Origin of the sequence: Paenibacillus sp. S28 (assembly GCF_016624415.1) — a bacterium.
GTDB lineage: Bacteria > Bacillota > Bacilli > Paenibacillales > Paenibacillaceae > Paenibacillus_AQ > Paenibacillus_AQ favisporus.
Genome location: NZ_JACVTM010000002.1, coordinates 184,712 through 203,339 on the forward strand (window position 1 = coordinate 184,712; position 18,628 = coordinate 203,339).

Genomic DNA, 18,628 nt, shown 5'->3' on the forward strand with positions numbered 1-18,628 from the left:
CCTATGAAACTGAGGTGACATCAATTTGTTTGAAATGCTTATCCCGAAAATGAGGGTAAAAACGGTGTTTGATCTGGATTTGGAGCGGCTGTATTCGCAGGGATTCCGTGGAATCATCACGGATCTGGACAATACGCTGGTCGGTGCCAAGGCTCCCTTGGCCACCCCCGAGCTGATCGCCTGGTTCGAAAAGGTGAAAAAGGCGGGGTTTCAGCTTGTCATCGTGTCCAATAACCAAATGGCGAGGGTATCAACTTTTGCCACCCCGCTGGATATCCGGTTTGTCCATGAAGCCCGCAAGCCGTCGAACGCGCCTTTCCGGAAAGCCATGCAGATGATGGGCCTGAAGAGCGAGGAGACGATCGTGGTCGGCGACCAGATGCTGACCGATGTGTACGGCGGCAACCGGCTCGGCCTGTTTACCGTGCTGGTTCTCCCGATATCCATTCAGGATGAAGGCTGGGGTACGCGCATTAACCGGCGTCTGGAGAAAATTGCGCTCGCACGATTGCGGAAAAAGGGATTATGGCTGGAGGAGGAACACCAACAATGAAAGACCCGATAGACGGCAGTCAAGCCGTAAAATGCAGCGGCTGCGGCATTGCCATCCAAACGGAGCAGCCCGAGCTTCCGGGGTATACCCCGGAGAAAGCGATGGACCGGGATCCGGTCATCTGCCAGCGCTGCTTCCGGATTAAAAACTACAACGAGGCTTCTTCCGTTGCCGTCGACCAGGATGAATTCCTGCGTCTGCTCAGCCAAATCGGCGGGAAGAACGCGCTCGTTATTCATATTGTAGACCTGTTCGATTTTGAAGGAAGCCTCATTTCAGGCTTGCAGCGGTTTGTCGGCAACAATCCGGTCATTCTCGCCGTGAATAAAATCGACCTTCTGCCTAAAGTGACAAACTGGAACAAGGTCCTTAACTGGGTGCAGAAACAATGCAAGGAGCACGGCCTCAAGACGGAAGAAATCGTCCTTTGCAGCGCCAAGAAAAATCAGGGCTTCGACCGCCTGCTGGACACGGTTGCCTCATATCGCGGGGACCGCGACGTCTATGTGGTGGGGGCGACCAATGTCGGCAAATCGACGCTGATCAACCGGCTGATCCGGGATTACAGCGATTTGGAGCAGGAGCTGACCGTATCGCGTTACCCGGGAACGACCTTGGATATGGTCAACATTCCGCTCGACGACGGCCGCTTTATTATCGACACGCCGGGGATCGTATACCCTTGGCGCTACAGTGAGCTCGTCACCCGGGAGGACCTGGGCGCAGTGATGCCGGACAACCCGTTGAAGCCGGCCGTGTACCAGCTGAACGAAGGACAGACGCTGTTTTTCGGAGCCATGGCACGGTTTGACTTTATTCAGGGCGAGCGCCAGTCGTTTACTTGCTTTGTCGGCAGCCGCGTAGGCATACACCGCACCAAGCTGGAACGTGCCGATGAGCTGTACGCGGAGCATGCCGGAGAATTGCTGTCCCCGCCGAACCGGGAGAACATCGGGAAGCTGCCGGAATGGACGAGGCATGAATTCCGCATCAAGCGCGGTATGCGCATGGATCTGTTCGTCTCCGGATTGGGCTGGGTTAAAGTGAACAGCGATCAGGGAGCCCTGTGCGCTGTTCATGCGCCGCGGGGAGTCAAGGTGCTGGCAAGACCTTCTTTAATCTGACGCTGCCTTTGAACGTTGCAAGAGCTGACAGGTGAGAGCAGGAAAGGGGAAACCATGAATTTGGCTAAACCGGAGTTACTGAAACATACAGGGGAGCTGCTGCTGGGCGTCATCGGGGATCCGATCGCCCATTCCAAATCGCCCGTGATGCATAAGGCAGCGCTGGCCGCGCTCGGCATCCCGGGCGCCTATGTTCCGATGCGCGTATCGCGGGAGCAGGTCGGAACGGCGCTGGAAGGCATCAAGGCGCTTGGCTTTCGGGGAATCAACGTCACGATTCCACACAAGCTGGAGGTTATTCCGTTCCTGAACGAGCTGGACGAAACGGCCTTGAAGATCGGAGCCGTCAACACGATCGTGAATGACGGAGGCTACCTCACGGGGTATAATACAGACGGTATAGGTTATGTCCGTTCCCTGAAGGAAGAAGCGATTGCCGAGCTGAAAGGCAAAAGCATTCTGGTGCTCGGAGCCGGAGGTGCCGCTCGCGGTATCGTATACGCCCTGACGCTGGAGCATCCGGACCGGATTTATGTCGCCAACCGGACGGCCGATAAAGCCGAGGCGCTGGCGGCTGAATGGAAGGCGCTGGCAGACATTCGCGGGATGGCGATGGACGACATTCTGGCCATTCTAGGCGGAGTGGATGTGATCATTAATACGACATCGGTCGGCATGCATCCGCATACGGACGGAACACCGCTAGATTCCGAGCGGATTCCTCCGGGAATCGTGGTCAGCGACCTCATCTATAATCCGCTGAAGACCCGGCTGCTCACCGACTGCGAGAAGAAGGGCTGCGTCATTCACGGCGGTCTCGGGATGTTTGTGAATCAGGGAGCCTTTGCCCTGGAGTATTGGACCGGACTGCCCGCCCCGGTAGAGGCGATGCGCAGAGCGGTTCTGGCCAGTATGAAGGAATCATGATTATTGAATTGTACATTGAAGATTAAGGAGTTTTGACATTTTATGTTAACAGGTAAGCAAAAACGCTATCTCCGGTCCCAGGCGCATCATTTGGACCCGATTTTTCAAGTCGGCAAGGGCGGAACCAACGACCAGTTAATCCGTCATATCGTCGAGGCCATTGAGAAGAGGGAGCTGATGAAGGTCAGCATTCTCAACAACTGCTTGGAAGACAAGCACGAAATTGCCGAGGAATTGGCCGAAAAATCGGGCTCTGAACTGGTGCAGGTGATCGGCAGCACGATTATTTTATATAAAGAATCCAAAGATCATAAGCAGATTGAATTGCCATAAGCGGGAGGGATCAGCATGAAGGTAGGTATCATGGGAGGTACCTTTGATCCGATCCACATCGGACATCTGCTCGCTGCCGAAGCGGCCCGGGACACGTTCGGACTGGACGAGGTTTGGTTTATGCCCAGTCATATTCCGCCCCATAAGGAACAGGCGGGAGCTACCGGCGAACAGCGTCTCGGCATGGTCGCCGAAGCGATTGCGGACCATCCCTGCTTTCGGACCCTGGATATCGAAATCAGAAGAGGCGGGGTTTCTTATACGATCGACACGGTCAAGGAAATCCGCAGCTCGTTTGAAAACATCGATTTTCATTTCATCATCGGGGCCGATATGGTCAATTATTTGCCGAAGTGGGAGGGCATTGAGGAACTGGTGGAGCTGATGAGCTTTATCGGTGTCGGGCGTCCGGGCTCCACGCTGAACTTGGATGCGCTCCCAGCTTATTTGAAGGGAAAAATTCTACTGGCCGACATGCCCCAGGTGGACATCTCGTCGACCGAAATCCGGGAAAGGCTGGCCACCGGACACTCCATTCGTTATATGGTGACAGACAGTGTCTACGACTATATCAGAAGGAGGGGAATGTATGGCATTCAGCCGCGAAGAACTGATTAAAGCCGTGTCCGGACAAATGCCGGCCATGCGCTGGAAGCACACAGAAGGCGTGATTCAATCCGCCGTCATGCTTGCGGAGCGTTACGGAGCGGACCCTGTTAAGGCCGAAACGGCGGCGATTCTGCACGACGTGGCCAAATACTGGCCTGTGAAGCAAATGGAAGCGATCATTAAGGAAAATGATTTGTCCAAGGATCTGCTGTTTTACGATAAGCCGCTCTGGCATGCCGAAGTAGGTGCTTTTGTAGCGGAACGGGATTACGGGATTACCGATCCTGAAATTTTGGATGCGATCCGGTATCATACCTCCGGCCGCATTGGCATGACCCTGATGGACAAGGTCGTGTGCCTGGCGGATTACATCGAACCGGGAAGGGATTTTCCGGGCGTGAATAATATCCGGGAACTGGCCAACCATAGCCTTGAAGAGGGATTGATCGCCGGACTGGACTCCACGATCAGTCTGCTTATCTCCCGCCGTCAGATCATTTACCCGCTGACCGTATTTGCCCGCAATGATCTTATTAAACAGTTGGAGGCGAATGTATGACCTTGAAACCTGAAGAATTGTTAAATCTGGCCGTAGCTGCCGCTGAAGATAAAAAGGCCATGAACGTCGTGGCACTCGACCTGCGGGGGATTTCCCTCATTTCCGACTATTTCGTCATCTGTCACGGGAATTCGGATACCCAGGTCCAATCGATCGCGACCGAAATCCGCAAGCGCGTGCATGAAGCTGGTCTCGAAATCCGCGGCGTGGAAGGAATGGATTCCGCACGCTGGGTGCTGATGGACCTGGGCGACGTGATCGTGCACATTTTCCACCGGGATGAACGGGATTATTACAACATCGAGCGCCTGTGGTCGGATGCCAAGGTCGTGGAAACCGTATGAGTCCGATTGCAGGAACGATTCAAACCTATGAGGTGATGCGCGAAGTATCGCCTTACGGCTATTTTCTCGATGCCGGCGGACAAGATGTGCTGCTCCATTACACAGAGCTGACCCGGAAGATCGAGCCGGGCGAACGCGTGGAAGTGTTTATTTTTTACGATACGGAAGACCGGCTGGCGGCAACGATGAAAAAGCCGTATTTGACCTTGGGCGAGATGGCCAAGCTGGTTGTGGCGGACGTGCATCCGAGACTGGGATGCTTCCTCGAAATGGGGCTTGGCCGTCAGCTGCTGCTGCCGATTCGCGAGCTTCCGGAATTGAAGGAGCTGCATCCACGGGTCGGAGACTCAGTGTTCGTCATCATGGAGCATGACAAGCAGGGACGGCTGCGCGCGAAGCTGGCCGGCGAACAGGAGCTGTCGCAGCATACGTTCCAGGCGCCGCAGTCCTGGGTAAACCAGTGGTTCACCGCGACGGTGTACCGCCCGCTGCAGATGGGAACATTCGTAATCGTGGACGGTGGAGTGCTCGGCTTCGGCGCCATCGGCATGATCCACTCCTCGGAGCGAACCCGTATGCTGCGTCTGGGCGAAGAGCTGCAGGTGCGGGTCAGTCACATTCGTGAGGACGGACGCGTCAACCTGTCCATGGCGCAGCGCAAGGAAGTTGGCCGGGATTTGGATGCCGACCGCCTGCTGGCGTTCTTGAAGGAACGTCCGAACGGAGGCATGCCGTATTCGGATGCGACGCCTCCGGACATTATCAAGCAGCGCTTCGGCATCAGCAAGTCGGCTTTCAAGCGCGCAATCGGCAAATTGATGAAGGAAGGTCTTATCACACAGAAGGAGAACTGGACTTATCTGGTTCAGCCGGAAAGTTCCAAACCGGAAACGGGCGGGAACGCCGATCCGTCCTAACAGGGCTGGGAGGATTTTCGGAACGTTAACAGAAAGTGCGGTGTCATCATGTCCTCTTACAGAAAATTTGCATACGTTTACGATGAACTGATGGAAGATATGCCGTATCCCGATTGGCTTCGGTTTGCAAGACAGGCCTGGGAAAAATACGGCATGCCGAAAAGTGTGGTAGAACTGGGATGCGGCACGGGCAGCATCACGATTCCGCTTGTGAACTCGGGGTTCGAAGTGACAGGGATCGACCTGTCGGCGGACATGCTGTCCGTAGCAAGGCGGAAGATGGAAAAGACGCCGCAGGGCAGCCGCCTGTTCCGGGAGGGCTCCATCCGCTGGGTGCAGCAGGATATGCGCGCCTGGGAGCTGCCCGAGCCCGTCGATGCGGTCATTTCATTTTGCGACTGCATCAGCTACCTGCTGGAAGAAGCCGATATCGTCGCGACCTTTAGACAGACCTATAATGGGCTGAAGGAAAAGGGGATCTTCGTGTTTGACGTGCATCATCCGAATACGATCATCCGCTATGACGAGGAGCAGCCGTTCGTATGGGACGACAAGTCGGTTTCGTACATCTGGACCTGCGACCTGGACGCGCCGCGGTGCGAAATCGAGCATCATTTGAGCATCTTTGCGAAGGAAGAAGACAGCGATTTGTACCGCCGCTTTGAAGAAGTGCACGTGCAGCGGGGCTATGATCCGAAATGGATGAAGAGCGAACTGCTCAAGGCCGGATTCCGGGACGTGCAGACCTATGCCGACTTTGAGTGGGTGGAAGCGGACGACGAGGCGCAGCGGCTGTTTTTCGTCGCGGTCAAATAGGCTAAGAACTCATGTCCTTGCAAAGCATCTGGTCTATATTGGAGAGGATGCTTTGCGGGATTTTGCCTCGGAACGAAGGTTCCGGGGCTATTTGCGGCTAATAGTATAATGGGAGATGCCTAACTGAGGCATCGTCTTCAACAAATTCAAACAGAAACGGAGAGAACAGAATGAGTTTGATGGATCTACAAGGAAAAACGGCGGTCATTACTGGAGCGGGCAAAGGAATCGGCTTGGCGATCGCTGAGCTGCTGGCCAAAGAAGGCGTGAATCTGGGCCTCATTTCCCGCACCGCCTCCGATTTGGATGCGCTGAAGGCTTCGCTGGCCGGCGAACACGGCATCCGTGTTGCGACCGCAGCGGCGGATGTATCAAAGCGGGAGGAAGCGGAAAGCGCGGTGAGTGCGCTGAAGGCGGAGCTCGGCACGATCGATATTCTGATCAATAACGCGGGCATCGCTTCGTTCGGGACCGTACTCGAAATGGATCCGGCGCAGTGGGAACAAATCATTCAGGTGAATTTGATGGGTACATATTACATGTCCCGGGCCGTCCTGCCGGACATGGTGGGGCAAAACAGCGGCAGCATCATCAACATCTCCTCCACAGCCGGGGAAAAAGGCTTTGCCACGGGCTCCGCATACTGCGCGTCCAAATTTGCGGTCATGGGGCTGACAGAGTCTTTGCTTCAGGAAGTGCGCAAGAACAACATCCGCGTCGTTGCCTTGACGCCAAGCACTGTCAATACGGCGCTGGCCCGCGACAACAACCTGAAGGTCGGCGATGAGGACCGCATGATGCAGCCGGAAGACGTGGCCGAGCTGGCGCTCGCCACGCTGAAGCTGCCGCAGCGCGTATTTGTGAAATCGGCCGGCATCTGGACGACCAACCCGCAATAACAATATTGTACGGACTGTAAGCCTGTCTCTTATGGATCGGAAGCCGATCTGCTAAGAGGCAGGCTTTTTTTCGTTAGTATTCGGATTTTATGGTGGAAGGGCTTATAGCTGGCCCTTCTCCAATTTCTCGATCAAGGTGGGAAAATCAATTCCCAGGAAGATTATTTCTTCTGGCTCACGAACAACTTCCAAAGTTGGCTTATTAAACATCGGGAAGTTTTCCTCTCGTAGATGGTAGCTATCAAACCTCCTCTGGTACTTTGGTTTGAATTGCTTTCTAAGTCCCTCTGTAAAGAGTATCTTGGCTCTTAGGGCCTCAAAAGAGTATCCCCTTCTTAAACGATTAATGACTCGAATAAGGCTAATTAGAGATTCCGTATAAGCACCTGGAATGCGATGGTCGAAATAAGCGAATATTTCTTCTTCCCAGTTCTTCATAGCCTTTGTCAATGGTTCAAAAGCGGATTGCAGTTCCGTTGGTACTTTAGCTTTCCATTCGTTGTATTTAAGAAATGCCGTTTGTCTGCTATCACATTCCCAAATATCCAAATATGATTCCTTTAAGCCATAAGCAGTGACGAGAGACGGATGATTCTTTGTCCAAAGGTCTAGCGTAATCCTATCCTTCTCTGTAAGCTCTATATCCCGTTTTAAGAGGATAAAACGGCCTGGCATTAGCCCGCGGCGTTCTTTTGGCGATAATCCTTCAAGGATCTGCTTACGAATGGTTTCTAACGCTTGGTTTGCCATACGGACAACGTGAAATTTATCTACGATGATAAATGCTTTTGGCAATACAACCCTTACGGCGTCTTTATACGGTTGCCACATATCCATAGTGACGTATCGGATTTGCCCTATATTTGGAAGGCGTAAGAGGTAATCTACAACGGTTTCCTTGTTACGATTGGGCAAAACATCCAACAAAGTACATTCCTCTATGTTGGTTAAAACGCATCTTGGTTTAATGATATGAATTTCGTCAATTCCAAGCCAATTGGGAGTTTCATATCGATGCGTTTCTCTAAGACGGTTGATGTAATCACGAAAGATGTTGCGTATTGTTTTTTCATGCAATCCAACATCCTCGGATATGCTAACAAACGTACGTTTAAGGCTTTGCGTCTCTATATAAGACAATAATCGTTTGGTGCAGTTTCGCTTTTTGTCTATGGTGTGGTCTAAGTGTTCCCAAAAGGTTCGATTGCAGTCTCTACAGCAATATCTCTGACGCTTTATGAGAAGGACTACGCGCTTGCCGTGAAGAGGTAAGTCCATACAAATCTGTTCCCTGCTATCGTGTTTGTAGAGGTTGGCTATACATCCACAATGAGGGCAAGCCAAAGGTGGAGATTTCGACACCATTTGAATTAGAAATTCAAATTCATTCTCACAAATACTTAGGATGTTAAATTTCGGAAAGTTTAGAATATCCATATGAGTTTCTTCTATGCATTTATGATGCAATCTCCTTCTTTGTTTTCACTTGGCTGGTCAAAATACCGCTGAATATGAAAGATAACAATGAACCGGCAAAGCATATAGCCGCAAACATGCCAACGGCGGAAAAACCGTTAAAAGCCGCGTAAATGAGGCCAGCGATCCAAGACCCGAGCGTTGTCGCAGCATACATGATTGAATTGGCCAAGCTTGAAGTCGTGCCGCGGATGGTTGGATTTAATGAATTCAACATTCCCAATATTAGGGGAAAAGCGATCCCCATGTTAACGAATATGAAAAAGTAAACACTTTCGAAAGCCGCAACCGATGGCAAGTAAGGCAAAACAATAAAACATGCGATAGAGACAAGAAAGCCCACAACTAGCGTATTGAAACGGTTAAACGTTTTGATCACATAGGCACCGCCGAAGCTTCCGACTATATTCCCGAGACCAAGAAAAAACATCACGTACCCCGCTTGATCAATTGAAAGATGAAAGCGATCTGTCACCCATTTTCCAATGAAAGAAAAGGCAGCAAAGAATCCACACTGAAATAAGAAGTGAGCGAGGAAAGCCCTTCTCGCCATTCGGCTGTTCAATAAGGGGATGTATCTACTGAAAATCGGAGTCTTGGTTTTTTGGCCTTGAATTGGTTTCATTTCGGGCAAAGCATAGAAGATGAATACCGCCACCAATAGTGCACATGCACCGATTGTAAAGAAAGGATAATACCAATGGGTTGAGGCAAGCAGACTTCCAATAGGGATGCCGAACGCTTGGGAAGCAGCTAAGCCTGCCATGACGATTCCTGATACTTTGGCTATTTTTGGTGTTGGAAACAGAGCAGGGATCGATGCCCAGACTTGAGGCGCCGTAAATGCTGCGCTGACTCCAGCTAAAAAACGGAATACGAACATCGACCAAAAACTTGTGGCAAAGCCGCATAATATGGTTGAAACCGAGAAGCAGACCATGCCAAAAAGCATTACTTTTTTGCGATCCCATCCATCGGAAAGCGGTCCAGCGATTAATGCGAAAATGGCATAACCTAAAGCATAAGCCCCAACCATCCAACCGGAATATTCCGTTGGGATATGAAACAAGTTCTGAAGAGTGGGGATGAGCGGAGAAATCAAAAACGTATCTGTACCGATAACAAACATGATGAGGAAAAATAAAGTAGTTAATTTGATCATTCTATTCACCCTTTATAATTAGTTCTATTGTTCAATGATTATTGAACTAATGAAGAAAAAAAGAGAATTTCTTTCTACAACGTATCCAGAAATCCGGGTAAGTAAGTTTGAAATGTCTCCAAATCGATGCTCATATACTTCGCTTGAGCTTCTTTTCGTACCTTGATCAATTTCGCCTCCTTTAAAGTACGCAAGTGATACGAAGTATTAGATTTCGTAGTATCGCGAATGTGGCCGACTTCTCCACAATTCATCTCATTCTTGCTGATGTATAGATTTCGAATAATGTCCAATCTTGTTTCATCAGCTAACGCCTTAAATATTTTGACTCTGAGCTCATCATTTATCATTTTTTGAGTAGTCATAAAACCATTGTACTAAGATACCGCTACAAATCAAGTCTTTAGATAATTACCACCATATTCTCCGATTTTTAAGTGAAATGTTTTGATTTTGTCTCCACCATAAATTTCCGAATACCCTTTTTCATATGACTGGATGTCTATGTACCGCAAAGTATCTGAATATGAATATTGCAGCACAGTCCCACCAATGTGGGGCTTTTTTTGTGCGAAAAAGCTTGAGACGAGGCAAAGTTTACGGTTACGGCGTTTTTTTTACAGAAGCTTTACCGTGCCTTAACCCTTGCAACTTGGCACCAAGTTAGACTGTCACTACAGACAGCCGAAGCGATGTAGCGGGCGTGAATCATCGGTTGTGGCGGCGGTTGTCTGCTTATCCAAGATAAGGTGGTGCTGAGCGATCAAGACGGAACTGCATTGTCATACAACCATTTCGGACGGTTCGTATTCATTTGAGGAATTAGCCGAGGCGGCATTGAATGAGAACATTGGCGTGCTGGCGGTCACAAACCACGATACGACAAAGGGCCTTGCCGCCATGCTGGAACGGGGAAGAGAGCTTGGCCTTGACATGATCCCGGGGATCGAAATATCGGCCTATGACATGGAAAGAAGCAGGAGGGTTCATATCCTGGGCTATTTCATCGAGCCGGGACATCCGGCTCTGGAGCAGGTATGCACCCCGATGATCCACAAGCGGCATGAAGCTTCCCGTGTGATGGTCGAACGCCTGATTGAGGCGGGGTACAGCATCACCTGGGACCAAGTTCTGCGGTATGCGGATGGGGGAACCGGCGTTTACAAGCAGCACATTATGCACGCGCTGATCGACAATGGCTATGCCAAATCCATATATGGTGAGCTGTACAAAAAGTTGTTTTCCCGCGGAGGAAACGGAGAGGAGCCCGGCATGGCTTACGTCCGGCTGGACTACCTTCACGCCCGTGACGCCATTGAGGCCGTCATTCAGGCTGGCGGGGTGCCTGTTCTCGCCCATCCGGGCCAATATGGCAACTTTGAATATGTCCGGGAGCTGGTGGGCATGGGACTTCAGGGTATTGAAGTGTGGCATTCGCTGCATGGTGCCGATGATGAGGAGCGGGCCATGGAATATGCGCGCCGTTACGATCTCGTCATGACCGGGGGTTCTGACTTCCATGGGTTTTACGGGGAGAAGGAGGTCCGGCTGGGAAGCAAAGATCCGGGCTTTTCCTGCGTCCAAGAGCTCAAGAAGCGCAGACCGAAGTAAAGGGGGAATATTCATGGAAAAGCATTCGATTCATCGCCCTGCGGAAAGTAAACGGCTGAGCCCGGAGCCTGATATCCACGAAAGCGCGCATATTCTTCACAGCACGTTCGGATTCTGGACCTCCGTCGGACCAGGTAATCAAATTATCGAATCCGACATCGGGGATTACACCTACACCATGGACGACGTGACGATCAACTACACGGAAGTCGGCAAATATACTTCGATTGCCTCGCATGTATGCATCAATCCGGTGGATCACCCGATGGAGCGGGTTACGCAGCACCATATGACTTACCGGAGAAGAGATTACGGTTTTGCCGCCACCGATGACGAGGCGATTTTCAACCGGCGGCGGGGCAACCGGGTAACGATCGGGCACGATGTCTGGATCGGTCACGGCGCGATCATCATGAAGGGGGTCCATATCGGCACCGGAGCGGTGATCGGATCAGGAGCTATCGTCACCAAAGACGTCGAACCGTATGCCATCGTCGTCGGGGTTACGGCCAAACCGGTCCGAAAGAGATTTTCGGAGGATGTCGTCGCGAAGCTCCTGCAGATCGCCTGGTGGGATTGGCCGCGGGAGGTCATCCAGGAGCGGTTCGAAGAACTGAACGATACGGCTTCCTTTATCCGGAAGTACGGGGTTTAAAAGAGGAGGGTGAGCGTAAGGGATGCATGACGAAATGGAGATCATGGATAAGCTCATAGCCGATATGGAGGCAGGCATCTATGAGCCGGATGACAAGCTGCCGTCGGAGAACGATTTGGCCAGGCTGTTCAAAGTGCCCCGTATGACTGCCCGGAAAGCTTACGAGAAGCTGCAGGACCTGGGGTATGTGTACTCCAGGCAGGGCAAGGGCAGCTTTGTCCGCGACCAGCATCAGCGCATCCCGCTCCTCTTCTCGGGCAACGAAAGCTTCAGCCGGAAGATGATCCACATGGGGTATGATTATCAGTCACGCAACATTTTTTGCGATCCCATCGAGTATAACCACAAAGTGTATAAAGCGCTTGAAGCGCAGCCGGAAGAGCGGGTGTTCCGGATTGGCAGGCTCCGTCTCATCGACAACCGTCCGATTGCGATTCACGCGTCGTATGTGGCGGAGTCGATGTTTCCGGACATCGGACGGACAGGCAGGGACATTACCTCGATGTTCGATTTCTACCGGGAAAAAGGGTATACGGGGTTCGAGTCGATGAAGACGCTGCTCAGCGTGACCTATCCCGGCAGGAAAGAAAGGGAGCTGCTCGCCTGCACCAGCCTCATTCCACTGCTCGTCGTGGAGACCGGCTGTCTGGACAGCCAGACGAACAAGCCGCTGGAATATACGAGAATTATGTACCGGAGCGACTACTTTACGTACGAGCTCTAAAAGTGCGTGTTCAAAAGCGGATTTTTTGAACAACCTCAAACAGGGAGGCCGGGAATGGATGAAACGAAGACAACGGACTGAAATTCTGGTTGAAGGCTCCAGGGAACTCGCCGCCCGTATGGCGCAGGCTATTGCTGACCGTTATGAAGTGAAGCTGGTCGAGCAGCCAAGCCAGGGACTGGTCATGGTCAAAGTGAGAGAGACCGCCAAGCGTAGCTTGTTCTATCTGGGGGAAGTGCTGGTGAGCGAATGCAAGGTGCAGGTCGAAGGCAGCATGGGCATCGGCGTGGTCAAAGGGCATGACCATGAGCTGGCCTATCAGCTCGCCCTCATCGACGCGGCGTATCAGGCCGGACTGCAGGAGACCAGGGCATGGGATCAGACGCTGCTGGATGAAGAAGCCCGGATCGCTGCCATGCGCAGCCGGGCTTTCGCCGCGATCACCAAAACGAAGGTCGATTTTGAAACGATGGATGTGGATTAGGGGGAGAGAGCGATGAACTTCGACGCAGTTCATGATATACAGCGCGCCTACCGCAAAGTGGTGGATTCCATGTCGAGACCCGGCTTGATCTCGGATCTGACGGCGGAAGCGGCTAAGGCCGATGGCCAGTGGGGAGGTTTACCCGTCACCTGGGTGCTCGCATTGATGCTGCTGGATACGGAGGTTACGTTCTGCATTTGCTCGCAGCGGGAAGCGGAGCTTACGCGGCTCCTGAACCAGCTGACCTTCGCCGTCCGGACGGAGCCGGAGAAGGCGGATTACATTTTTGTCCTGCACGACGCGAAGGAAGGGGATTTGCTGAAGGCTCTGCAGGGCGCCAAAGTCGGAACGCTGGCCGATCCGCATGCCTCTGCCACCGTGATCGTGGAGTTGGAGGAGCTGTCTGGAGACTTTGAGCTGAGCCTCAAAGGGCCGGGTATCGAGGATGAAAGCTTTGTCCGGATTCCGCTGGCTCCCGGTTGGCTGGAGGCGCGGGCGGAGAAAAACGCGGAGTATCCCCTGGGAATTGACATGCTGGTCGTCGACAAAAACAACAAGCTGCTGTGCCTGCCCCGGACGACGCAAATCGAGGAGAGGGAGGTGCTTCTATGGGATATGTAGCGGTAAAAGGCGGAACGCTTGCGATCGAGGAATCCTTGAAGCGGATCAAATTCGAACGGATCAAGCAGGGAAAGGTACTGGACGTCACCCGCATTGAAGGCGGGATGAGAGGGCTGATCGATCAGATCATGTCGGAGAGCAGCCTGTACGACGAAACGCTGGCGGCGCTGGCGATCAAGCAGGCGGAAGGAAGCCCGGAGGAAGCGGTGTTTCTGCTGAGGGCCTACCGCTCCACGCTTCCCCGGAAGCATTATTCGCGAGCGGTGCACACCCGCGAGATGAGGGTGGAGCGGCGGATCTCCGCCAGCTTCAAGGATATTCCGGGCGGGCAAATTCTCGGCGCATCGGTCGATTACAGCCACCGGCTGCTGGACTTTGACCTGATGCATGAAACGGACGAAGATGCCGCCCAGTGGCTGGAGGCTTTTGCGGGTGAGCTCGGAAGCTTGCCGGAGGCAGGCCACCCGCCGGAGCTGATGAAAGTCATGGACTATTTGATCGAGCAGGGGCTCATAATCAGCCCTGCGGACGACAACACTGAACCGGATGATGTGACGCGCCGAAGCATCACGTTTCCGGCCAGCCGCAGCCAGAAGCTGCAGGTGCTGACCCGGGGCCAGACCGGGACGGTTACCTCGCTCGCTTACGCGGTCATCCGCGGATACGGCGCATTGCATCCCACCGTCGGTGAGCTGCGGGTCGGCCGTGTGCCGATATGTATTGACGATCCGCTGGGGACTGGCGCCGATGATGAGGACAGCTATTATATCGGCGAAATCAAGGTAACAGAGGCGGAAATGCTCATGTCCGCCGCGGTGGCGAAGGAGCAGGGCGGGAAAGAGTTGTCCTTTGAGATCGGCTATGGGCTCTGTTACGGGCAAAACGAGACCAAGGCGATTGCCATGGGCATTCTGGATCACAGCCTGGAGCAGGGAGACAGCCGTTTCCCGACCCAGGATCAGGAGTTTGTGCTGTACCATATCGATTCCGTGGAATCCACCGGTTTCATGTCCCACTTGAAGCTGCCGCATTACGTCACATTCCAGTCCAAAATGAACGACGTGCGGAAAACGAAGACGACAGCGACGACGCCTAAGGCGGACGAAACGGAGGAGGTGGAGGAGCTGTGCCAATAAACTACAATTTCGCGTTTTTCGACGAAGGCTCCAAAAGGGAAATCCGCCGAGCGACGCTGAAGGCGATCGCCGTTCCGGGGTACCAGGTTCCTTTTGCATCCAGAGAAATGCCGATTGCCAGGGGATGGGGAACCGGCGGGCTGCAGCTCACCCTGTCATTGGTAGGTCTAGATGATATAGTCAAGGTAATTGACCAAGGTTCCGATGAATCCGTCAATGCTGTCAGCATCAAGAAGCTGGTCCAGAACACGACGGATATCCGTACCACGGATGAAACGGCGCAGGCGACGCTGATTCAATCCAGGCACCGCGTTCCGGAGATTCTGCTTCGGGCGGGTCAAATTTTGGTGCTGCAGGTGCCCATGCCGGAACCGCTGCGGATGTATGAGCCGCGGGAAGCCGAGACGAAGAAGCTGCACGCCGAAAAAGAATACAGCGGCGCCTGGCTCATGCTGTTCGAGCAAATCATGAATTACGGCAGCATGACGACCGGCGCCGATCACCCGGTGATGGTCCATGACCGTTATGTGATGGCACCAAGCCCGATCCCCAAATTCGACAATGCCAAGCTGAATTCCTCTGAAGCGCTCATTCTGCTTGGGGCCGGAAGGGAAAAGAAGATCTACGCGGTGCCGCCTTACACCAAGGTCGTATCTCTTGATTTTGAAGACTACCCGTTTGAGACGGAGTCTTTTGAAGACCGGTCCTGCAGACTGTGCGGATCCACCGGCGTGTTCATGGACGAATTGTACGATGACGCCAGCGGCACGGCTTATTTTCAGTGTAATGATACGAGCTACTGTTTGGAGCGGATGAATGAACAATCCTGGCGGGAAGGTGCTGAGAGCCGATGATCCAGACGGAACAACCGATGATTTCCGTACAACATTTAAACAAGCAGTTCGGGCCCGGCTGTCCGCACTGCATGAATCCGGGCAGCCGGAAGCTTTACAAAAACTTTTGCACCGTCTGCCATACCGTGTACTCCTGCCAAGACGTGTCGTTTGACCTGTATCCGGGAGAAATCATCGGGGTGGTAGGAGAAAGCGGCAGCGGAAAATCCACCATGATGAGATGCCTGTACTTTGACCAAGAGGCGACGAGCGGCGAAGTCTATCTTCAGGTGTACAAAGACGGTATCCGAAACCTGTTTGCGGAGTCGACGCAGCAGAAGCGTTATATCCGGAATCACCTCATGGGAAAAGTGTACCAGAACCCGATGCTCGGTCTGCGGATGGATTTCACGTCCATCGGCAACATTGCGGAGAAAATGATCGCTGCGGGCAGCCGCCGCGTCTCCGAGATGGAAGATCGGGGCATGGAGCTGCTGGAAAAAGTCCACATCCCGCTTCACCGCATCAAGGAAGCGCCCAAGCATTTTTCCGGAGGAATGCAGCAGCGGGTCCAGATTGCCAAAGCGTTGTCGAACCGTCCTCCGGTGCTGCTGCTCGATGAGGTGACCACCGGCCTCGACCTGTCCGTTCAGGCCAGCGTGCTGGATCTGATCAAGGCGCTGCAAAGGGAGCTTGGCATCAGCATTGTGCTCGTCTCCCATGACCTGGGCGTGGTCCGGATGCTAGCCGACCGGACGCTGGTCATGCTTGACGGGAAAGTCGTGGAGGAAGGCTTGACCGATCAAATTTTGGAGGACCCGCAGGAAGCTTATACCCAGCAGCTGGTCCATTCCCTGCTCTAGCTTATTTTCGAAGGAGGAGTCGCCTTTGTATCTCATTACGAACGCACGCATCATTACGGACGAAGGGGTTCTGAGCGGATACGACCTACTCATTCAGGGAGATCGCATCGGCAGAATCGCCCCGCACGGCGTCATTGCTGTGGATACGCAAACGGAGGTCTTGGACGCCGCAGGCGGGTATCTGTCCCCGGGGTTCATCGACATCCATTCAGATTACATCGAGCATATGGCTGCCCCGAGGCCGACATCGCTGATGGATTTTCGTTTGAGCCTCCGGGAAACGGAAAAGGAGCTGATCACGCACGGCATTACGACGATGTTTCATTCCTTGTCCATTTTCAGGGGGTCGGAGTACAAATACCGCCCGATCCGCGAGCCGGATAACGTGCGCAAGCTGCTGGAGCTGATCGAGGAATCGCATACGAGCCAGCATTTGGTACGCCACCGATTCCATGCAAGGTTTGAAATCGATAACCTGCTGGAGGTAGACAATCTCAGAAACTATATTGCCGAAAAGAAGGTTCACCTCGTTTCGTTTATGGATCATACCCCCGGCCAAGGGCAATACCGGGATCTGGAGATTTACAAGGCCACGGTGAAGGGCTATGACGATATGACCGACGAGGGGATCGACGAGTTGATCCGGAAGCACCAGAGCAAGGAGAAAATGACGATCGAAGGCATCCGCGAAATTGCCGAACTGGCACGGGAAGCCGGAATCGCGGTCGCTTCGCATGATGACGACTCTCTCGACAAGCTGGAACTCGTCCAAGGCTTTGGCGCAACGATCAGCGAGTTTCCGATTACGCTGGAGATTGCCCGGCGGGCCAAACAGCAGGGCATGTACACCGTGGCCGGTGCGCCGAACGTCATCCTTGGCGGCTCGCACAGCGGGAACTTGTCCGCAGCCGAAGCGATTCGGGAGAAGAGCATCGACATTTTGTGCAGCGATTATTATCCGGCGGCGCTGCTTCACGCGGTATTTTACCTCGTGGACCGCTGCGGGCAGGAGCTGGCCGACATGTTCCGCCTGGTGACGCTTCATCCCGCGCGGGCCGTCAATCTGGATCATGAAATCGGCTCGGTGCGCGAGGGGAAAAAAGCGGATCTGATTCTGATCGAGAAGATCGACGGGGATTTCCCGGTCATTACGGCCGTATTTGTGGACGGGAAGCTCATTCAGAGAACCCATTACAGGGATCATGAAGGGGGTAAAGGGATTGAACAGTCTGCTCATGATCGAACACTTGTCCAAAACGTTCACACTGTATAACCTGGATCAGCAGATCGAGGCTGCCGCAGACGTCAGCCTGCATGTGAGCGAAGGCGAATTTATCGGTATTACAGGCAAAAGCGGAAGCGGGAAGTCGACCGTCCTCCGCTGTATTTACCGGACCTATCTCCCCCAGAAAGGGACCATCCGGTACCAATCGGCAGCGTACGGTGAAATCGATCTGGCTACCGCGTCGGACCGGGTGATGATCGACCTGCGAAAGCGGGAGATTGGCTACGTCTCGCAGTTTCTGAACGTCATGCCGCGGACGACTGCCCGGGAGCTGGTCACGCAGGCTCTGCTGGAAATGGGCAAGGATCCGCACCAGGCTGCCAGGGAGACAGCGCGCATGCTGGATCATTTTGAGCTGGATTCCAAGCTGCGCGACAGCTATCCCGCCACGTTTTCTGGAGGGGAAAAGCTGCGCCTCAACATCGCCAGAGCAATGGTGAAGCGGCCCCGACTGCTCCTTCTTGACGAGCCTACCGCCAGTCTGGACCATGCCTCCAAGGTCAAGGTGAAGACGCTGATCGAGCAGCTGATGCACGAGGGAACGACGATGCTCGGGATCTTTCACGACTTGGAATTTATGGAGGGCTTGTGCAGCCGCCAATACCACATGCAGGACGGCCGGTTTCATGAAGGCGGCAGGCCGGAAGCCGCGGGTCTGTCTTACACAAACATGTCCCCCCGTTAATCTTCTGCTGAC

At 53.3% G+C, this 18,628-nt stretch carries 23 protein-coding genes; 20 read left to right on the plus strand and 3 right to left on the minus strand.

Annotation, left to right across the window (positions count from 1 at the left end; all coding sequences use genetic code 11):
* Nucleotides 1-25: 25 nt before the first annotated feature.
* From IAE55_RS05210 to IAE55_RS05255, 10 genes are all read left to right on the plus strand, one after another.
* Entirely contained in the window at nt 26-553 is a 528-nt protein-coding gene (locus tag IAE55_RS05210; RefSeq protein WP_116229458.1) for a YqeG family HAD IIIA-type phosphatase, read from the plus strand.
* Complete coding sequence (gene yqeH / locus IAE55_RS05215) at nt 550-1,677, plus strand: ribosome biogenesis GTPase YqeH (protein ID WP_145157948.1); 1,128 nt, start codon at nt 550-552, stop codon at nt 1,675-1,677. Before IAE55_RS05210 ends, yqeH begins: the two co-directional genes overlap by 4 nt.
* Before the next feature lie 54 nt (nt 1,678-1,731).
* A complete protein-coding gene (locus tag IAE55_RS05220) occupies nt 1,732-2,604 on the plus strand; it encodes a shikimate dehydrogenase (protein ID WP_145157951.1) in 873 nt (290 codons plus the stop codon).
* Nucleotides 2,605-2,646: 42 nt separating this feature from the next.
* Nucleotides 2,647-2,937 (plus strand): ribosome assembly RNA-binding protein YhbY, encoded by a 291-nt coding sequence (yhbY, locus tag IAE55_RS05225; protein WP_076169735.1) that lies wholly within the window; start codon nt 2,647-2,649, stop codon nt 2,935-2,937.
* Nucleotides 2,938-2,952: 15 nt separating this feature from the next.
* On the plus strand, nt 2,953-3,555 hold the full coding sequence (gene nadD / locus IAE55_RS05230; protein WP_145157954.1) for a nicotinate-nucleotide adenylyltransferase: 603 nt from the start codon (nt 2,953-2,955) through the stop codon (nt 3,553-3,555).
* Nucleotides 3,527-4,105, plus strand: a complete 579-nt coding sequence (gene yqeK, locus IAE55_RS05235; RefSeq protein ID WP_145157957.1) for a bis(5'-nucleosyl)-tetraphosphatase (symmetrical) YqeK — start codon at nt 3,527-3,529, stop codon at nt 4,103-4,105. Before nadD ends, yqeK begins: the two co-directional genes overlap by 29 nt.
* Nucleotides 4,102-4,449 carry a ribosome silencing factor gene (rsfS, locus tag IAE55_RS05240; protein ID WP_076169738.1) on the plus strand — a complete coding sequence of 116 codons (348 nt, stop codon included), beginning with the start codon at nt 4,102-4,104 and terminating at the stop codon, nt 4,447-4,449. The genes yqeK and rsfS overlap by 4 nt, the downstream gene beginning before the upstream one ends.
* Entirely contained in the window at nt 4,446-5,366 is a 921-nt protein-coding gene (locus tag IAE55_RS05245) for a CvfB family protein (protein ID WP_116229462.1), read from the plus strand. The genes rsfS and IAE55_RS05245 overlap by 4 nt, the downstream gene beginning before the upstream one ends.
* Nucleotides 5,367-5,414: 48 nt before the next feature.
* Nucleotides 5,415-6,182, plus strand: a complete 768-nt coding sequence (locus IAE55_RS05250) for a class I SAM-dependent DNA methyltransferase (protein ID WP_089548254.1) — start codon at nt 5,415-5,417, stop codon at nt 6,180-6,182.
* Nucleotides 6,183-6,361: 179 nt separating this feature from the next.
* Nucleotides 6,362-7,081, plus strand: coding sequence for a 3-ketoacyl-ACP reductase (locus IAE55_RS05255; protein WP_089550323.1), 720 nt, complete (start codon nt 6,362-6,364; stop codon nt 7,079-7,081).
* A gap of 102 nt (nt 7,082-7,183) precedes the next feature.
* On the opposite strand, the gene IAE55_RS05260 is transcribed toward IAE55_RS05255, so the two are convergent.
* The 3 genes from IAE55_RS05260 to IAE55_RS05270 all read right to left on the minus strand — a co-directional run bounded on the left by IAE55_RS05260 (nt 7,184) and on the right by IAE55_RS05270 (nt 10,084).
* Nucleotides 7,184-8,518, minus strand: coding sequence for an ISL3 family transposase (locus IAE55_RS05260; protein WP_145157960.1), 1,335 nt, complete (start codon nt 8,516-8,518; stop codon nt 7,184-7,186).
* 19 nt (nt 8,519-8,537) lie between these two features.
* Nucleotides 8,538-9,719 (minus strand): MFS transporter, encoded by a 1,182-nt coding sequence (locus IAE55_RS05265; protein WP_145157963.1) that lies wholly within the window; start codon nt 9,717-9,719, stop codon nt 8,538-8,540.
* Between the two features lie 74 nt (nt 9,720-9,793).
* Nucleotides 9,794-10,084 (minus strand): ArsR/SmtB family transcription factor, encoded by a 291-nt coding sequence (locus IAE55_RS05270; RefSeq protein WP_145023468.1) that lies wholly within the window; start codon nt 10,082-10,084, stop codon nt 9,794-9,796.
* 397 nt (nt 10,085-10,481) lie between these two features.
* Here IAE55_RS05270 and IAE55_RS05275 point away from each other — a divergent pair, with 397 nt between their 5' ends.
* The 10 genes from IAE55_RS05275 to IAE55_RS05320 are packed head-to-tail and all read left to right on the plus strand — an operon-like array spanning nt 10,482 to nt 18,616.
* Nucleotides 10,482-11,330: a PHP domain-containing protein gene (locus IAE55_RS05275; RefSeq protein ID WP_145157966.1), complete on the plus strand. Its 849-nt coding sequence runs from the start codon at nt 10,482-10,484 to the stop codon at nt 11,328-11,330.
* 13 nt (nt 11,331-11,343) lie between these two features.
* Nucleotides 11,344-11,985 (plus strand): DapH/DapD/GlmU-related protein, encoded by a 642-nt coding sequence (locus tag IAE55_RS05280; protein ID WP_145157969.1) that lies wholly within the window; start codon nt 11,344-11,346, stop codon nt 11,983-11,985.
* A 22-nt stretch (nt 11,986-12,007) separates the two neighbouring features.
* Nucleotides 12,008-12,709: a GntR family transcriptional regulator gene (locus tag IAE55_RS05285; RefSeq protein WP_145157972.1), complete on the plus strand. Its 702-nt coding sequence runs from the start codon at nt 12,008-12,010 to the stop codon at nt 12,707-12,709.
* A gap of 58 nt (nt 12,710-12,767) precedes the next feature.
* The gene (gene phnG, locus IAE55_RS05290; protein ID WP_145157975.1) at nt 12,768-13,193 is read left to right on the plus strand and encodes a phosphonate C-P lyase system protein PhnG; all 426 of its coding nucleotides are present in this window, start codon (nt 12,768-12,770) and stop codon (nt 13,191-13,193) included.
* 12 nt (nt 13,194-13,205) lie between these two features.
* Entirely contained in the window at nt 13,206-13,814 is a 609-nt protein-coding gene (gene phnH / locus IAE55_RS05295; RefSeq protein ID WP_145157978.1) for a phosphonate C-P lyase system protein PhnH, read from the plus strand.
* On the plus strand, nt 13,802-14,950 hold the full coding sequence (locus IAE55_RS05300) for a carbon-phosphorus lyase complex subunit PhnI (RefSeq protein WP_145157981.1): 1,149 nt from the start codon (nt 13,802-13,804) through the stop codon (nt 14,948-14,950). Before phnH ends, IAE55_RS05300 begins: the two co-directional genes overlap by 13 nt.
* Nucleotides 14,941-15,804 carry an alpha-D-ribose 1-methylphosphonate 5-phosphate C-P-lyase PhnJ gene (locus tag IAE55_RS05305; RefSeq protein ID WP_145157984.1) on the plus strand — a complete coding sequence of 288 codons (864 nt, stop codon included), beginning with the start codon at nt 14,941-14,943 and terminating at the stop codon, nt 15,802-15,804. The genes IAE55_RS05300 and IAE55_RS05305 overlap by 10 nt, the downstream gene beginning before the upstream one ends.
* Nucleotides 15,801-16,646, plus strand: a complete 846-nt coding sequence (locus tag IAE55_RS05310; RefSeq protein ID WP_145157987.1) for an ATP-binding cassette domain-containing protein — start codon at nt 15,801-15,803, stop codon at nt 16,644-16,646. Before IAE55_RS05305 ends, IAE55_RS05310 begins: the two co-directional genes overlap by 4 nt.
* Entirely contained in the window at nt 16,633-17,919 is a 1,287-nt protein-coding gene (gene phnM / locus IAE55_RS05315) for a phosphonate metabolism protein PhnM (RefSeq protein ID WP_260986839.1), read from the plus strand. Before IAE55_RS05310 ends, phnM begins: the two co-directional genes overlap by 14 nt.
* Entirely contained in the window at nt 17,867-18,616 is a 750-nt protein-coding gene (locus IAE55_RS05320) for a phosphonate C-P lyase system protein PhnL (protein ID WP_145157993.1), read from the plus strand. The genes phnM and IAE55_RS05320 overlap by 53 nt, the downstream gene beginning before the upstream one ends.
* Nucleotides 18,617-18,628: the final 12 nt, after the last annotated feature.

Bases quoted from the DNA above. Each gene is read 5' to 3' on its own strand.
- IAE55_RS05220 (WP_145157951.1), top strand. From the start codon at position 1,732: ATGAATTTGGCTAAACCGGAGTTACTGAAACATACAGGGGAGCTGCTG.
- phnG (WP_145157975.1), top strand. From the start codon at position 12,768: ATGAAACGAAGACAACGGACTGAAATTCTGGTTGAAGGCTCCAGGGAA.
- IAE55_RS05285 (WP_145157972.1), top strand. From the start codon at position 12,008: ATGCATGACGAAATGGAGATCATGGATAAGCTCATAGCCGATATGGAG.
- yqeK (WP_145157957.1), top strand. From the start codon at position 3,527: ATGGCATTCAGCCGCGAAGAACTGATTAAAGCCGTGTCCGGACAAATG.
- yhbY (WP_076169735.1), top strand. From the start codon at position 2,647: ATGTTAACAGGTAAGCAAAAACGCTATCTCCGGTCCCAGGCGCATCAT.
- IAE55_RS05270 (WP_145023468.1), bottom strand. From the start codon at position 10,084: ATGACTACTCAAAAAATGATAAATGATGAGCTCAGAGTCAAAATATTT.
- IAE55_RS05255 (WP_089550323.1), top strand. From the start codon at position 6,362: ATGGATCTACAAGGAAAAACGGCGGTCATTACTGGAGCGGGCAAAGGA.
- IAE55_RS05250 (WP_089548254.1), top strand. From the start codon at position 5,415: ATGTCCTCTTACAGAAAATTTGCATACGTTTACGATGAACTGATGGAA.
- yqeH (WP_145157948.1), top strand. From the start codon at position 550: ATGAAAGACCCGATAGACGGCAGTCAAGCCGTAAAATGCAGCGGCTGC.
- IAE55_RS05280 (WP_145157969.1), top strand. From the start codon at position 11,344: ATGGAAAAGCATTCGATTCATCGCCCTGCGGAAAGTAAACGGCTGAGC.
- IAE55_RS05260 (WP_145157960.1), bottom strand. From the start codon at position 8,518: ATGGATATTCTAAACTTTCCGAAATTTAACATCCTAAGTATTTGTGAG.
- phnH (WP_145157978.1), top strand. From the start codon at position 13,206: ATGAACTTCGACGCAGTTCATGATATACAGCGCGCCTACCGCAAAGTG.
- nadD (WP_145157954.1), top strand. From the start codon at position 2,953: ATGAAGGTAGGTATCATGGGAGGTACCTTTGATCCGATCCACATCGGA.
- rsfS (WP_076169738.1), top strand. From the start codon at position 4,102: ATGACCTTGAAACCTGAAGAATTGTTAAATCTGGCCGTAGCTGCCGCT.
- IAE55_RS05300 (WP_145157981.1), top strand. From the start codon at position 13,802: ATGGGATATGTAGCGGTAAAAGGCGGAACGCTTGCGATCGAGGAATCC.
- IAE55_RS05310 (WP_145157987.1), top strand. From the start codon at position 15,801: ATGATCCAGACGGAACAACCGATGATTTCCGTACAACATTTAAACAAG.
- IAE55_RS05245 (WP_116229462.1), top strand. From the start codon at position 4,446: ATGAGTCCGATTGCAGGAACGATTCAAACCTATGAGGTGATGCGCGAA.
- IAE55_RS05265 (WP_145157963.1), bottom strand. From the start codon at position 9,719: ATGATCAAATTAACTACTTTATTTTTCCTCATCATGTTTGTTATCGGT.